The 14,085-nt window shown below is 67.9% G+C and carries 12 protein-coding genes; 6 read left to right on the forward strand and 6 right to left on the reverse strand.

Annotation, left to right across the window (positions count from 1 at the left end; translation table 11 throughout):
* Both glyS and glyQ read right to left on the reverse strand, forming a co-directional pair.
* A partial coding sequence (gene glyS, locus A7X97_RS20665) for a glycine--tRNA ligase subunit beta (RefSeq protein ID WP_245885090.1) occupies positions 1 to 2,171 on the reverse strand: 2,171 nt, incomplete at its 3' end.
* 87 nt (positions 2,172 to 2,258) lie between these two features.
* Positions 2,259 to 3,170, reverse strand: coding sequence for a glycine--tRNA ligase subunit alpha (gene glyQ / locus A7X97_RS20670; RefSeq protein ID WP_049412007.1), 912 nt, complete (start codon positions 3,168 to 3,170; stop codon positions 2,259 to 2,261).
* A gap of 83 nt (positions 3,171 to 3,253) precedes the next feature.
* Here glyQ and A7X97_RS20675 point away from each other — a divergent pair, with 83 nt between their 5' ends.
* The 3 genes from A7X97_RS20675 to A7X97_RS20685 are packed head-to-tail and all read left to right on the forward strand — an operon-like array spanning position 3,254 to position 6,768.
* Positions 3,254 to 5,089: a GspE/PulE family protein gene (locus A7X97_RS20675; protein WP_111008389.1), complete on the forward strand. Its 1,836-nt coding sequence runs from the start codon at positions 3,254 to 3,256 to the stop codon at positions 5,087 to 5,089.
* Positions 5,061 to 5,807 carry a glutamine amidotransferase gene (locus A7X97_RS20680; protein WP_072168856.1) on the forward strand — a complete coding sequence of 249 codons (747 nt, stop codon included), beginning with the start codon at positions 5,061 to 5,063 and terminating at the stop codon, positions 5,805 to 5,807. The genes A7X97_RS20675 and A7X97_RS20680 overlap by 29 nt, the downstream gene beginning before the upstream one ends.
* 49 nt (positions 5,808 to 5,856) lie before the next feature.
* Positions 5,857 to 6,768 (forward strand): BPSS1780 family membrane protein, encoded by a 912-nt coding sequence (locus A7X97_RS20685; protein ID WP_072168855.1) that lies wholly within the window; start codon positions 5,857 to 5,859, stop codon positions 6,766 to 6,768.
* A gap of 76 nt (positions 6,769 to 6,844) precedes the next feature.
* Here A7X97_RS20685 and tatC read toward each other — a convergent pair whose 3' ends face one another.
* The 4 genes from tatC to A7X97_RS20705 form a co-directional block, all read right to left on the reverse strand.
* Positions 6,845 to 7,594, reverse strand: coding sequence for a twin-arginine translocase subunit TatC (gene tatC / locus A7X97_RS20690; RefSeq protein ID WP_005420449.1), 750 nt, complete (start codon positions 7,592 to 7,594; stop codon positions 6,845 to 6,847).
* Positions 7,591 to 8,052, reverse strand: a complete 462-nt coding sequence (gene tatB / locus A7X97_RS20695; protein ID WP_072168854.1) for a Sec-independent protein translocase protein TatB — start codon at positions 8,050 to 8,052, stop codon at positions 7,591 to 7,593. The genes tatC and tatB overlap by 4 nt, the downstream gene beginning before the upstream one ends.
* A gap of 15 nt (positions 8,053 to 8,067) precedes the next feature.
* Positions 8,068 to 8,295 carry a Sec-independent protein translocase subunit TatA gene (gene tatA / locus A7X97_RS20700; protein ID WP_005420453.1) on the reverse strand — a complete coding sequence of 76 codons (228 nt, stop codon included), beginning with the start codon at positions 8,293 to 8,295 and terminating at the stop codon, positions 8,068 to 8,070.
* 75 nt (positions 8,296 to 8,370) lie between these two features.
* Positions 8,371 to 9,264, reverse strand: coding sequence for a lipid-binding SYLF domain-containing protein (locus tag A7X97_RS20705; RefSeq protein ID WP_111008390.1), 894 nt, complete (start codon positions 9,262 to 9,264; stop codon positions 8,371 to 8,373).
* Between the two features lie 165 nt (positions 9,265 to 9,429).
* On the opposite strand from A7X97_RS20705, the gene hemH reads away from it, so the two are divergent.
* From hemH to A7X97_RS20720, 3 genes are all read left to right on the forward strand, one after another.
* Positions 9,430 to 10,392 (forward strand): ferrochelatase, encoded by a 963-nt coding sequence (gene hemH / locus A7X97_RS20710; protein WP_065177801.1) that lies wholly within the window; start codon positions 9,430 to 9,432, stop codon positions 10,390 to 10,392.
* On the forward strand, positions 10,389 to 11,243 hold the full coding sequence (locus A7X97_RS20715) for an alpha/beta fold hydrolase (RefSeq protein WP_065177800.1): 855 nt from the start codon (positions 10,389 to 10,391) through the stop codon (positions 11,241 to 11,243). The genes hemH and A7X97_RS20715 overlap by 4 nt, the downstream gene beginning before the upstream one ends.
* A 290-nt stretch (positions 11,244 to 11,533) precedes the next feature.
* Positions 11,534 to 13,639, forward strand: coding sequence for a methyl-accepting chemotaxis protein (locus A7X97_RS20720; RefSeq protein ID WP_111008391.1), 2,106 nt, complete (start codon positions 11,534 to 11,536; stop codon positions 13,637 to 13,639).
* The last annotated feature ends 446 nt before the right edge of the window (positions 13,640 to 14,085 follow it).

Raw genomic sequence — 14,085 nt, forward strand, 5'->3', positions numbered from 1 at the left:
TGAAGCCGGCCTCGCTGTACGACTTCGATCGCCGCCTGGATGCGATCGGCACCTTCGCCGCGTTGGCGGAGGCAGAGGCGCTGGCCGCGGCCAACAAGCGCATCCGCAACATCCTGCGCAAGGCCGAGGGCGAGATTCCGGCGCAGATCGACGCGGCACTGCTGCAGGAAGATGCCGAGCGCGCGCTGGCCGAAGCGGTCCATCACGCCATCGAAGAACGCGTCGACCTGCGGACGCAGGCGCGCCAGGCGTGCCAGCACCGCCACATAATCCTTCTGGTGCAGGCTGGCGCCGGTGTCATCGATGGCGGCGGTCACCGCTTCGGCCAGCGCGCGCTCGGCATCTTCCTGCAGCAGTGCCGCGTCGATCTGCGCCGGAATCTCGCCCTCGGCCTTGCGCAGGATGTTGCGGATGCGCTTGTTGGCCGCGGCCAGCGCCTCTGCCTCCGGCAACGCGGCGAAGGTGCCGATCGCATCCAGGCGGCGATCGAAGTCGTACAGCGAGGCCGGCTTCAACTCGGCCACCGCGTTGAAGTGCGTGGCCGGCACGCCCTTGTCGCCGTAGTAGCCCTTCAGGCGGTCGAGGATGAAGTCGTACAGCTCGCCGATATCGGCCTGCACGTTGCGCGCGGCCAGGCCGGCATTGGCGCTGGCCATCAGCGCGCGCAGGTCCAGTTCGAAGCCGCTTTCGATGATCGTGCGGGCCAGGCCCAGCGCATTGCGGCGCAGCGCGAACGGATCCTTGTTGCCGGTCGGCTTCAGGCCTGCAGCGAAACCACCGGCCAGCGTATCCACGCGTTCGGCGATGGCCAGCACCTTGCCCAGCGGCGACAGCGCGATGTCGTCACCACCGAAGCGTGGCTGGTAGGCCTCGTCGATGGCCAGTGCTACGTCGGCCGATTCACCACCGGCGACGGCGTAGTGGCGGCCGGCGATGCCCTGCAATTCCGGGAATTCGTTGACCATGCGCGACTGCAGGTCGTTCTTGGCCAGCTCGGCAGCCCGCCTGGCCTGCGCCGGATCGGCACCGACCTGGGCTGCGATCACTTCGGCCAGTGCGGCCACGCGCGCCACCTTGTCGGCCACGCTGCCCAGCTTGGCCTGGTAGGTCACCGTCTTCAGGCCGTCGCCCATCGACACCAGGCCCTGCTTCAGGTCCTCGTCGAAGAAGAACTTGGCATCGGCGAAGCGCGGGCGGATCACCCGCTCGTAGCCCTTGGCCACTTCGGCCACGTCCTTCGATTCGATGTTGGCAATGCCGATGAACTTCTCGGTCAGCGTGCCGGCGGCATCCAGCACCGGGAAGAACTTCTGGTTGATCTCCATCGTTTCGATCAGTGCTTCCTGCGGCACTGCCAGGAAGGCGCGTTCGAAGCTGCACAGCACCGCCGACGGCCATTCGACCAGGTTCACCACCTGCTCCAGGTTGTCTTCAGTGATGCGGGCGCTGCCACCGGCCCCGGCTGCAGCGGCCTCGACCTCGGTGACGATGCGCGCGCGGCGCTCGCTCGGGTCGACCAGCACGAACGCGGCGCGCAGCGCTTCAACGTAGTCCTGCGGCTGCGCCAGCGACACGACCTGGTCGTGGTGGAAACGATGGCCACGGCTGGCGCGGCCGGCCTGCAGGCCGAACAGTTCGGCCTCGACCACGTTGGCGCCGTGCAGCAGCACCAGCCAATGCGCCGGGCGGGCGAAGCCCCAGGCGTGGTCGCCCCAGCGCATCGGCTTGGGAATCGGCATCGCCGCGATCGCCTCGCGCAGGATGTCCGGCAACAGGCTGGCGGTGCTCGCGCCCGGGGTCACCGCGCGGTGCACGAAGCGCTCACCCTTGTTGTCGGTGGTCTTCTCCAGCGCAGTCCAGTCGATCCCGGCCTTGGCGGCGAAGCCCTGCAGGGCCTTGGTCGGCTGGCCTTCGGCATCCAGCGCGATGTTCAGGTACGGGCCCAGCACTTCGCTGTGCTGTTCCGGCTGTTCCAGGCCGACGCCCGGCAGCAGCACGGCCAGCCGGCGCGGGGTCGACAGCGGGCGGGCATCGCCCAGCTCCAGCGCGACGCCACGCTTGCGCAGGCCTTCGACAACACCGTCGAAGAACGCCTGGGCCAGGCCCGGCAGCGCCTTGACCGGCAGCTCCTCGGTGCCCAGTTCGATCAGCAGGGGGGACAATTGGCTCATCGGTTCGATCCTGTGGTGGGGGCGCAGCGCGCAACGCGTCCGGCGCCCCGGGTAGTTGATGAAAAGCGCGACGGTGCAGGAAGGCGGTCAGGCCTTCTTCGCACCCGGGAAGCCCAGCTTCTCGCGCTGCTCGTAATACGCCTTGGCCACCGCCTGGGCCAGCGCGCGCACGCGCAGGATGTAGCGCTGGCGCTCGGTCACGCTGATCGCGCGGCGCGCATCGAGCAGGTTGAAGGTGTGGCTGGCCTTCATCACCTGCTCGTAGGCCGGCAGCGGCAGGCCCACTTCCACCAGCTTCTGCGCTTCACGCTCGCAGGCATCGAAGCGGTGGAACATTTCGTCCACGTCGGCGTATTCGAAGTTGTAGGTGCTCTGCTCCACCTCGTTCTGGTGGTAGACGTCGCCGTAGGTCACCGGCTGGCCGTCCGGGCCGTAGGTCCAGACCAGGTCATAGACGTTGTCGCAGTTCTGCAGGTACATGCACAGGCGCTCGAGACCATAGGTGATCTCGCCCAGCACCGGGCGGCATTCCAGGCCACCGGCCTGCTGGAAGTAGGTGAACTGGGTCACTTCCATGCCGTTGAGCCAGACTTCCCAGCCCAGGCCCCACGCGCCCAGCGTCGGCGATTCCCAGTTGTCCTCGACGAAGCGCAGGTCGTGCACCAGCGGATCGATGCCCAGTGCCTTCAGCGAATCCAGGTACAGCTGCTGGATGTTGTCCGGCGCCGGCTTCATCGCCACCTGGTACTGGTAGTAGCGCTGCAGGCGGTTCGGGTTCTCACCGTAACGGCCATCGGTCGGGCGCCGCGACGGCTGCACGTAGGCCGCATTCCAGCTTTCCGGACCGATCGCACGCAGGAAGGTGGCCGGGTGGAAGGTACCGGCGCCCACCTCCAGGTCGAGCGGCTGGATGAGCACGCAGCCCTGCTGGGCCCAGAACTGGTTCAGGGTCTGGATCAGGCCCTGGAAGGTGATCGGAACGGTCGGGGTCGCGGACATGCGTACGAGTCTTGGCCGGCAAGGGGGTGCGCTAGTATAACGGCCGACCTGCGGGGCATTCCGTACCCGGGAGGAGCAGGCAGATGGAACATCGGCTGCCGGCAGGCACGCCCGGCGAGGCGGGCGGCGTCCCGCTGCCCTGGGGACGGCTGCATTTCGAGCAGATTGCCGCGGCTCTGGTCGCCGATGACCTGGTGGCCGAGCAGGACCGCGAGCGCATGCGGTTTTCCGCACAGGGCGCGCGCAATGCCAGTGAAGTGCACCCGCTGGTGCTGCTGTCCAACCTCAAGCTGGCCACCCGCGACGGCGGCGAACTGACCCTGGAACGCCTGACCGAATGGCTGGCCCAACGCACCGGCAGCCGCTACCTGCGCATCGATCCGACCCGGGTCGACGTCGCTGCGGTCACCGCGCTGGTCTCCCACGCCTATGCCCGTCGCCACCGCTTCCTGCCGCTGGCAGTGGATGCCGAACGGGTACTGGTGGCCACCAGCGAGCCGCTGGTGCAGGAATGGCGCCGCGACCTGCAGCACCTGACCCGCCGCCGCATCGAGCTGGCGGTGGTCAATCCGCTCGACCTGCACCGCTACACCATGGAGTTCTACGGGGTGACCCGTTCGGTGCGTGGCGCGCGCGGCGACGTCCGCGGCGAGGCCAACACCACCTTGCCCAGCTTCGAGCAGCTGGTCGAGCTGGGCCGCACCGGCGACGTCAATGCCGACGACCAGCACATCGTGCACATCGTCGACTGGCTGCTGCAGTACGCCTATGAGCAGCGCGCCTCGGACATCCACCTGGAACCGCGCCGCGAGATGGGACGCATGCGCTTCCGCATCGACGGCGTGCTGCACAAGGTGTTCGAGGTGCCGCCGGCGGTGATGACCGCGGTGGTCAGCCGCATCAAGGTACTCGGCCGAATGGACCTGGCCGAGCGCCGGCGCCCGCAGGACGGCCGCATCAAGACCCGCTCGCCGGGTGGCCGCGAGGTCGAGATGCGCCTGTCGACCATGCCCACCGCGTTCGGCGAGAAGTGCGTGATGCGCATCTTCGACCCCGATGCCGCCTTCAAGAGCATCGACCAGCTCGGTTTCAGCCCGCAGGAGGCCGCTGGCTGGAATGCCCTGGTCGAGCGCCCGCACGGCATCGTGCTGGTCACCGGCCCGACCGGCTCGGGCAAGACCACCACCCTGTATTCCACGCTGAAGCGGCTGGCCACGCCGGACGTGAACGTGTGCACGGTGGAGGACCCGATCGAGATGATCGCCCCCGAGTTCAACCAGATGCAGGTGCAGGCCAACATCGACCTGGACTTCGCCAGCGGCGTGCGCACCCTGCTGCGGCAGGACCCGGACATCATCATGATCGGCGAGATCCGCGATCTGGAGACCGCGCAGATGGCGGTGCAGGCGTCGCTGACCGGCCATCTGGTGCTGTCCACCCTGCACACCAACGATGCACCGTCGGCGGTCACCCGCCTGCTCGACCTGGGCGTGCCGCACTACCTGCTGGCCAGCACCCTCAACGGCATCCTCGCCCAGCGCCTGGTGCGTACCCTGTGCCCGCACTGCAAGCAGCCGCACACCCTTGCTGCTGCCGACTGGGCGGTGCTCGCTGATAGCCAGGCTGCATATCCAGATGCCGCCACGCCCTGTCGTCCGGTCGGTTGCCTGGAGTGCCGGCGCACCGGATTCCTCGGCCGCATCGGCCTGTATGAGTTGCTGCCATTGGGCTCGCGGCTGCGCGGGCAGATCCGCGCCGACATGGATCTGGCCGGTTTCACCCGTGCCGCGCGCGCTGAAGGGCTGCGAACCCTGCGCCAGGCCGGGCTTGAAAAGGTGGCGCAGGGGCTGACTACAATCGAGGAAGTCCTGTCAGTGCTGCCGCCCCCGGATGAACCCAGCCCCCTTCCTGATCCTTGAAACCGGCCGCCCGGTACCGTCGCTGCGCCGCTACGGGCGCTTTCCGCACTGGATCCGCGTCGCCGCCGGGCTGGAAGAGCACGAGACGGTGGTGGTCGATGTCGAACACGGTGGCGCCCTGCCCGATCCGCACGGTTTTGCCGGCGTACTGGTGACCGGCTCGGCCGCCTTCGTTACTGACCACGCCGACTGGAGCGAGCGCAGCGCGGCGTGGCTGCGCCAGACCGTCCACGCCGGCCTGCCGGTGTTCGGCATCTGCTACGGCCACCAGCTGCTGGCGCATGCGCTGGGCGGTGAGGTGGCCTACAACCCGGCCGGGCGCGAGTCCGGCACGATCGAGCTGGAGCTGCAGCCACAGGCGGCACAGGATCCGCTGTTCCAGGGCCTGCCGCAGCACTTTGCCGCCCACGCCACCCACCTGCAGACCGTGCTGCGCGCGCCCGACGGTGCCGAGGTGCTGGCACGCTCGCCGCTGGATGGCTGCCACGCGTTCCGCTGGGGGCGCCAGGCCTGGGGCGTGCAGTTCCACCCCGAATTCGCCACCCACCACATGCGCGGCTACGTGCGCGCCCGCGCCGACTGCATCGGCCGCCACGGCGGCTGTGCGCGCAGCATCGAGCGCGCAGTCAGCGCCGCACCGCTGGCCCGCCAGCTGCTGCGCCGCTTCGTCCGACAGGCGCGGCTGTCTTCAGCCCAGCCGGCGGCAAAACAGGGATAATCAGCGGCACGGGCAACCGCCCGTCCCCTCCTGTCCTTCCCGGATGTCCATGAAAGAGATTCGCAAGCTGCCGGCCTCGGCGGGCGCCCAGTGGTTGCTGGATACGTTCTCGCTGTATCGGCGTGCGCCGCTGCAGCTGGCCAGGATCGGCCTGGCCTGGCTGCTGGTGAGCTGGGTGGTCACCCTGTTGTCGACGCTGATTCCCGGCGCCGCCGGCATGGCCGTGCAGCTGATGACCCTGGCCATCTCGCCGATCATGTTCGGCGGCATGCTCTACGCCGTGGGTGAGATCGACGAAGGCCGCCCGGGCCTGTCCTCGCACCTGCTGCAGCCGATCCGCGACCACCGTGTCAGCCACCTGCTGGTGCCGCTGGCGATCCAGGTGCTGGCGGTGCTGCTGCTGGGCGCGTTGCTGTTCATGATGATCGGCCGCGAAGGCTTCACCGCCTTCAGCGAGGTCATGACCAAGATGGAAGAGATCAGCCGCAGTGGCCAGCAGATCAAGCCGGACGATGCCGCGGCGCTGGTCGCCAACCTGCCGGCCAAGCGCATCGCACTGTGGATGCTGCTGGTGTTCCTGAGCGCGGTGGCGCTCTCGCTGGCGATGTTCACCCAGCCGGCGCTGGTGGTGTTCGACAAGCAGAGCGGCATGCACGCGCTGCGCCTGAGCCTGCAGGGCTGCATCGAGAACATCGGCGCGATGATCGTGTTCGCCGTGCTCGGCCTGATCGCCGCGTTCTGCATCTACATCCTGTTCGTGATCGTGATCCAGATCGCGATGCTGATCGGAGGCCCGCTGGCCGCCGCCTTCATCGCCCAGCTGGTGCTGACCACGGTGCTGATGCCGCTGTATGTCGGCGCGGTCTACGCCGCGTGGAAGCAGATGTTCGTGCACCGTGGCAGCCGCGCAGCACCGCCGGTCCCGACCACCCCGGCCTCAAGCGACATCTTCCACGCCTGACGAAAAAGGGGACGGAGGGGATTAAGTCGTTTGTGCCACTGTGCCGATAACGACTTAATCCCCTCCGTCCCCTTTTTTAGGCGGCGGGTTTCTTCACCGCCGACGATGGCACCAGCCAGCGTGCGGCGTGGATGCCCAGCTCGTAGAGCAGGCACATCGGGATCGCCAGCATCAGCTGCGAAACCACGTCCGGCGGGGTCAGCACCGCCGCCAGCACGAAGATGCCGACGATCGCGTAACCACGTCCTTCCTTGAACTGCTGCGGCGTCACCCAGCCCAGCAGGACCAGGATCACCATCGCCACCGGCAGTTCGAAACTGCCACCGAAGGCGAAGAAGATCGCCAGCACGAAATCCAGGTAGGCATTCGCATCCGGGGTGATCGCGATCACGTCCGGGCTGAAGGTGGTCAGGAAATGGAACACCGCCGGCAGCACCAGGAAGTAGGCGAAGGCACAGCCGGTGTAGAACAGCAGTACCGAAGACACCAGCAGCGGCACCGCCAGGCGCTTCTCACGCGCGTAAAGCCCCGGGGCGACGAAGGCCCACAGCTGGTACAGCAGCCACGGCACCGCCACGAACAGGGCCACGAAGAAGGTCAGCTTCAATGGCGCGAAGAAGGCACCGGCCGGATTGGTCGCGATCATCGTCTGCCCGTTGGGCAGCTGCGAGACCAGCGGTTCGGCCAGCGCGTTGTACAGCTTCTGGGTAAATGGCAGCAGCGCCAGCAGCACCACGCCCAGGCCCAGCAATGCGCGCACCAGGCGGCCGCGCAGCTCCACCAGATGTTCGACCAGCGAGCTTTCGCCGAAATCCTGTTCACTCATGGCTGGCGCTCCGGGCTGCTCTGCGGCGGCGGCGCACCGGCTTCAGGGGGTGTCGCCGGCGTCGGCTCGGGAGCAACGCTCTCCTGTGCCGGCGCATCGGCATCGGGCGCAGCGCTCATATGCGGCGGCAGATCCGCAGGCGCCGGTGCGCGAACCTCCTGCGCCAGCGTATCGCCCTGCTGCTGCGCCTGCTGCGCTTCGCGACGGATCGCTTCACCGCTGGCGCGCAGCTGGTTCTCGGTGTCCTGCATGCCTTGGCGCACGTCCTGCATCTGCCGCTTGATGTCCTCGGCCTGCAGTTCGCGCTCCAGTTCCTGTTTCACCGAATCCCACTGATTGCGGGCACGGCGCACCCACAGGCCGGCGAAGCGGGCCGCCTTGGGCAGGCGCTCGGGACCGAGCACCACCAGGGCGACCACCGCGATCACCAGCAGTTCGCTGAAGCCGATATCGAACACCGCAACCGCTCCGGATCAGCGAGCGTTACGGTCGTGCTCGTCCTGCGCGGTGCGCGAGGCGTCCTGGCTACGCGACTCATCGCCCAGCTGCGCGTTCGGCTTGTCTTCGTCGCGCATGCCCTTCTTGAATTCCTTGACCGCCGAGCCGAGGTCCTTGGCGCCACTGGTCAGGCGCTTGGTGCCGAACACCAGCAGGACGATGGCCAGCACGACCAACCAATGCCAGATGCTGAAACTGCCCATAAAGACGCTCGTTACGTTAGTGATCAGGCTGTCGAGCATAGCGCACCGGGTGTCAGCCGGCGCGCGTGACGAAAGTCAGTTTCCGCCCAGCGTTTCCGTGCGGATTTCGCCGTCGTTGACCGGCTGGAAGCCCTGCTGCTGCGGCGGCGGGTTCTGCGGCACGTTCTGCAGCGGCGCGGTGGTGGCTTCGGTTGGGGTGGCCGGCGCGGCCTGAACAGGCGCCGGCGCAACCGCCGGGGTCGCCGCCGGACGCGGTGCACTGCCACCGTTGCCGTTGCGGTTGTTGCGGGCGGCGTAGGTGGCCTCTTCCAGACGATCACGGAAGGCGACCACGTCCATCGACGGCGCACCGGCGGCGCGACCTTCGAAGATCATGCGCGGCGTGGTGTTGCTGCCGTAGGCGTCAAGGTTGGCGGCATCGTCGATCTGCAGCACCGCACCATCCAGCGCGACGCCCGCGAACAGCCCACGGGCACGCGACCAGGACCAGATCTCGGCCTTCAGCTGGCCGTCGGTGGCGGCGGCGGCATTGCGGCCGACCGGACCGGCGGCAACGCCGGCATCGGCGCCGAGCGTGAACTTGCCGTTGACCAGATTGTCCAGGCTGCGGTCGTTGCGGAACACCAGCACCACATCCGAAGATTGCACGCCGGCCTGGAAGCCGATGCTGCCACCGGTGAGCTTCACGAACACCGGGTTGGACCATGCGCCATTGGGCATGCGCACCGACATCAGGCCGTGGCCACGGCGACCGCCAATGACTAGACCGGCCTTGATCGTGTCGGGAATGACGATGACCGCGCGGCCTTCGTCGAGCAATTTATCCGGAATGCCCTGTTCAGGAATTTCCTGGATTTCAGCCAGCACGCGCACGGCGTTGCGGGCGCGCTGGTCTTCCTGCGGTCCGGCCATGGCCTGGCTGGACAGCAGGCTGGCGGCGATCAGCAGGGCTTGGATCGGGCGACGCATGGCAGGCTCCAGAAGTCAGTCCATAGGAAGATATAGCAAGTGACTGAAATTAGTGGTGTTGCCATGAATCCCCAATGAGCGTTCCCTGCCCGCATTGATGCGCGCTATGCCTGCAATCCGAACCCTGCATCCCGGTGCGGCGCCGGATAGGCGACAATACCGCCCATGCTCGACGCACCCGATACCGCCGTGCTGGCGGTCAACCTAGGCACGCCCGAGACGCCGACGGCCCCCGCCGTACGCCGTTACCTGGCCGAATTCCTGTCCGACCCGCGCGTGGTCGCGATTCCGGCACTGCTCTGGCAGCCGCTGCTGCGCGGGCTGATCCTGCCGCTGCGAAGTGGCCGGTCGGCGGCCAAGTATGCCCAGGTCTGGCTGCCCGACGGCTCACCGCTGATGGTGCATACGCGCCAGCTGGCGCAGGCCATGCAGGCCCTGCTGCCGACCCTGACGGTGCGCCATGCGATGCGTTACGGCGAACCGGCGCTGGCCGGCGAGCTCGACCGTCTGGCCGCCGACGGCGCGCGCCGGATCGTGGTGCTGCCGCTGTACCCGCAGTACTCCACCACCACCACCGCCTCGGTCGAAGACCGGGTCGATGCGTGGCAGCGCCGCAACCCGGGCGTGACCGTGAGCCTGGTGCGGGATTACTCGGTCGATCCCGGCTGGGTCGAGGCCGTAGCCGGATCGATCCGCCGCTACTGGGAACAGCACGGTCGCGGTCAGAAACTGATGTTTTCCTTCCATGGTATCCCGCAGCGCCTGGCCGACGCGGGCGACCCGTATCCGCAGCGCTGCGAGGCCAGTGCGCAGGCCATCGCCAATGCACTGGGCCTGGGCAAGGACGACTGGCAGATGGGTTACCAGTCGCGCTTCGGCCGCGAGCGCTGGTTGCAGCCGTATGCCGAGCCCAGCCTGTGGGCGCTGGCCGAGTCCGGCGTGAAGCAGATCGACGTGGTCTGCCCCGGATTTGCCACCGACTGCCTGGAGACGCTGGAAGAGGTTGCGCTGGGCTTCACCGAAACACTGGCCGAGCGCGGTGCGACGATGCGCTACATCCCCTGCCTCAACGCCGAGCCGGAGCATGCACGCGCCCTGGCACGGCTGGCCGTGTCCTCGCTGGCATGAGCCTGCAACCGTTTGAACTCCAGGTCGGGGGCGCACGCGTCGCCGGCCTGCGCAACCACGGCGGCGGCCCACGCGTGCTGGCCCTGCATGGCTGGCTCGACAACGCCGCCAGCTTCGTGCCGCTGGCGCCGCACCTGTCGGCGTTGCAGCTGGTTGCCATCGATCTGCCCGGCCACGGTCACAGCGCACACCTGCCGGCGGGTGCCAGCTACACCACGGCCGCCGCGATCTGCCACGTACTCGATGTCGCCGACGCGCTGGGCTGGGACCGATTCAGCCTGCTCGGCCATTCAATGGGTGCCGGCATTGCCAGCCTTACCGCCTCGGTCAGCGACCGTGTTGATCGGCTGGTGGCGATCGAAGCACTCGGCGGCCTGCGCGGTCCCGAGGAAGAAACGGCGCATCGCCTGCGCGAGCATGTGAACGCCACGCGGGCGTTGGCACGCAAGCAGCTGCGCGTGTTTCCCGATCTGGCAGCGCCGATCCGCGCGCGGATGATGACCAACCAGCTCAGCGAACCCTGCGCACGGCTGCTGGTCGAGCGCGGCGTGGAACCGGTCGAAGGTGGCTACCGCTGGTGCAGCGACCCGCGCCTGATGCTGCCCACCGCGATCCGCCTCAGCGAAGGCCAGATCGACAACCTGCTGCAGGCCATCGCCTGCCCGACGCAGGTGATCTATGCCACGCCGGCGCAGTCCTACTATCCCGAGCCGATGCGCAGTGATCGCCTGCAGCACCTGCGTGATGGACGGCTGGCCGTGTTTCCCGGCAACCACCACCTGCATATGGAAGACCCGGCACGCATCGCCGGGGTGATCCTGCGCTTCCTCGGCAACGACAACGCCGGCTGAGTCGCAGCGTCCGCGCACTTCATTCTGCGCAGTTGCGGCCGATACATCGGTTGCGGGCCACTGCGTCCGCAGCACGTGGGCCCGGTCGGGCCTGCGGCGTGTGTCTGGTCCTGCAAGGAAGTCCGCATGCCCGCTCCATTGCTCCGTCACCCACAGGATGTGGTCACGGCGCCCCGTCTGCGCGACGTTGATTGCGTCGCATTCCCCGAATTCCCGGTCCATGCCCTGGCCACGCACTCGTGCGTGCGCCACCGTGTGGCCGTAGCCGTCTGCTGATCCAGGAGTCGCCGATGTCCGCTGCATCCACTCGTCCCCCCGATACCGCCCGCCTGCCGCATCTGCAGCAGCTCGCCCACCGCGCTGACCGCCGATTGCTGATCGGCAGTGCGGCACTGGCGGTGGCCGGCCTGATGCTGGCCCTGCGCGGGCCTCATGCCCTGACCGCCTCGCTGGTTGCGGCCGCTGTGCTGCCTGCCATATGGCTGGCCGGTCCCAAGGCCGGCCATTGCGTCACCCGCAATGGCCTGGCGCTGTTGTTGTCGCTGCAGCTGGCAGGGCTGTGCGCGATCACGGGCCTGTCACCGGCGTTGCCGATTGCACTGCTGCTGGGCGTGCTGTTGAGCCATCGTGATCGCCTGCCGGTATGGCTGGCCGGTGGCATCGGCACGCTCGCGCTGCTGGCGCCGTTGCAGGACGGTGCCGCGCTGTGGCCAACGCTGCTGCAGGCCAGCATGTTCGCGGGCCTGACCTTGTTCCTCGGCCAGGTCGCACTGCGCCTTCGGCAGCAGACCGAGGCCCTTGGCCACGGCCCGCGTCGGCTTGCCGCGCTGGCACGCGACATTGCCACCGGTGCCGATCTTGGTGCACATGCCGACACCAGCGCCTATGCACCGGGTTCACTCGCCCACGCCCTGGCCGACACTGCACGCCACGTGCAGACCCAGCGTGGACTCGAGGCGGCGGCGCATGCCGAGAATGCGCAGATCCGCCAGGCGCTGGATGCCTCGCGCACTGCGATGATGATCGCCGACAACGATCACGTGATCCGCTATGTGAACCGCTCGGTGGTGGCTCTGCTGCGCAACCAGCAGGCGACACTGCGCCAGGCCTTCCCTGACTTCGATGCCGAACGCCTGGTCGGCAGCAGCATCCATCGCTTCCATGCCAACCCGGACCGCATCCGCGCCATCCTCAATGGCCTGCAGACCAGCCACAACGGCAAGGTACAGATCGGCCCGGTGCACTTCGCCCAGGTGGTCACCCCGGTGTTCGATGCACAGGGCATGCGCCTCGGCTTCGCCGTGGAATGGCATGACCGTACCCAGGAGCTGGCGCTTGAGAACGCCGTGGCCGGCATCGTCGCTGCTGCCGCTGCCGGCGATCTGGGCCAGCGCCTGCAGGCAACCGAAGGCGCCAGCTTCCTCGATGGCCTGACCGGTGGCATCAACCAGCTGCTCGATACGCTGGGCAGCACCGTCGATGAAGTACGACAGATGCTTTCGGCGCTGGCCAACGGCGATCTCGATCGGCGCATGCGCGGTGAGTACCACGGCGCCTTCGCCGCGATCCAGCGCGATGCCAACGCCACCGCCGGCCAGCTGGCGCGCATGGTGGGGCGCATCCAGCAGTGCGCAGCCTCGATCAGTACCGCCGCCAGCGAGATCGCTGCAGGCAATGGTGCGCTGTCCGAGCGCAGCGAGCGCCAGGCGGCGCACCTGCAGGAAACCGCTGCCTCGATGGAGGAGCTGACCGCCACCGTGCGCCAGAATGCTGCGCATGCGCGCGAGGCCAGTGAGCTGGCTGCGTCCACGCAGAGCGCCGCCAGTGATGGCAACACCGCGATGCAGCGGGTTGTCGACACCATGCAGGCGATTGAAGGCGCCTCGAAGCGGATCGGCGACATCACCGGCGTGATCGACGGGATCGCCTTCCAGACCAATATCCTCGCGCTCAATGCGGCGGTGGAAGCCGCGCGTGCCGGTGAACAGGGCCGTGGCTTCGCCGTGGTGGCCAGCGAGGTGCGCGTGTTGGCGCAGCGCTCCGCCGCCGCCGCACAGGAAATCAAAAAGCTGATCGATGAGGCAGGCCGGCAGGTGGGCGAAGGTGCCCAGCTGGTGGCCGACGCCGGCAAGCGGATGCAGGGCATTGCCGGCGGCGTGGAGGATGTCAGCCACCTGATGCGCGAAATTTCCGCAGCGTCGCAGGAGCAGTCGACCGGCATCGAGCAGATCAACCAGACCGTGGTGCAGATGGACCAGGCCACGCAGCAGAACGCGGCGCTGGTGGAAGAAGCCACCGCGGCCGCACGCGAGCTGCAGTCGCAGGCGGGGACGCTTACCGAGGCGGTATCGGTGTTCCGCCAGCAGGAACCGCACGAGGTCCCGCGGGCCGCCTGATCCGGGCCTGCAATGCGATCCTGGTCAAGACGGCGCCCGCAGGGCGCCGTTTTTTTGCCTGCTTCTGCGTGATGGGTCAGGAAAAGTCCGCTTCCGGATCTGCCGTGAGGAGCGGCCAGCCCTGTTTGGCGCCGCATCCACACACGGCGTGGATCTACCGGTAGTGCCGGCCGCTGGCCGGCAATCGATTGGTAGCGGCCAACCTTGGTTGGCGCAATGCTTCCTCGTGGACGGCATCCACGCATGGCGTGGATCCACCGGGCGATGTAACGCCATCGGGTTGCCGGCCAGCGGTCGGCACTACCCACGTTTCCTGCGCACAAAGAAAAACCCCACTGCGCCAGCAGCGGGGTTTTGGGTATAAACCCTGGCGATGACCTACTCTCGCATGGCTTGAGCCACACTACCATCGGCGCAGCTGCGTTCCACTTCCGGTGTGGGGCGCG

Origin of the sequence: Stenotrophomonas sepilia (assembly GCF_003244875.1) — a bacterium.
In the GTDB taxonomy this organism is placed as follows: Bacteria; Pseudomonadota; Gammaproteobacteria; order Xanthomonadales; family Xanthomonadaceae; genus Stenotrophomonas; species Stenotrophomonas sepilia.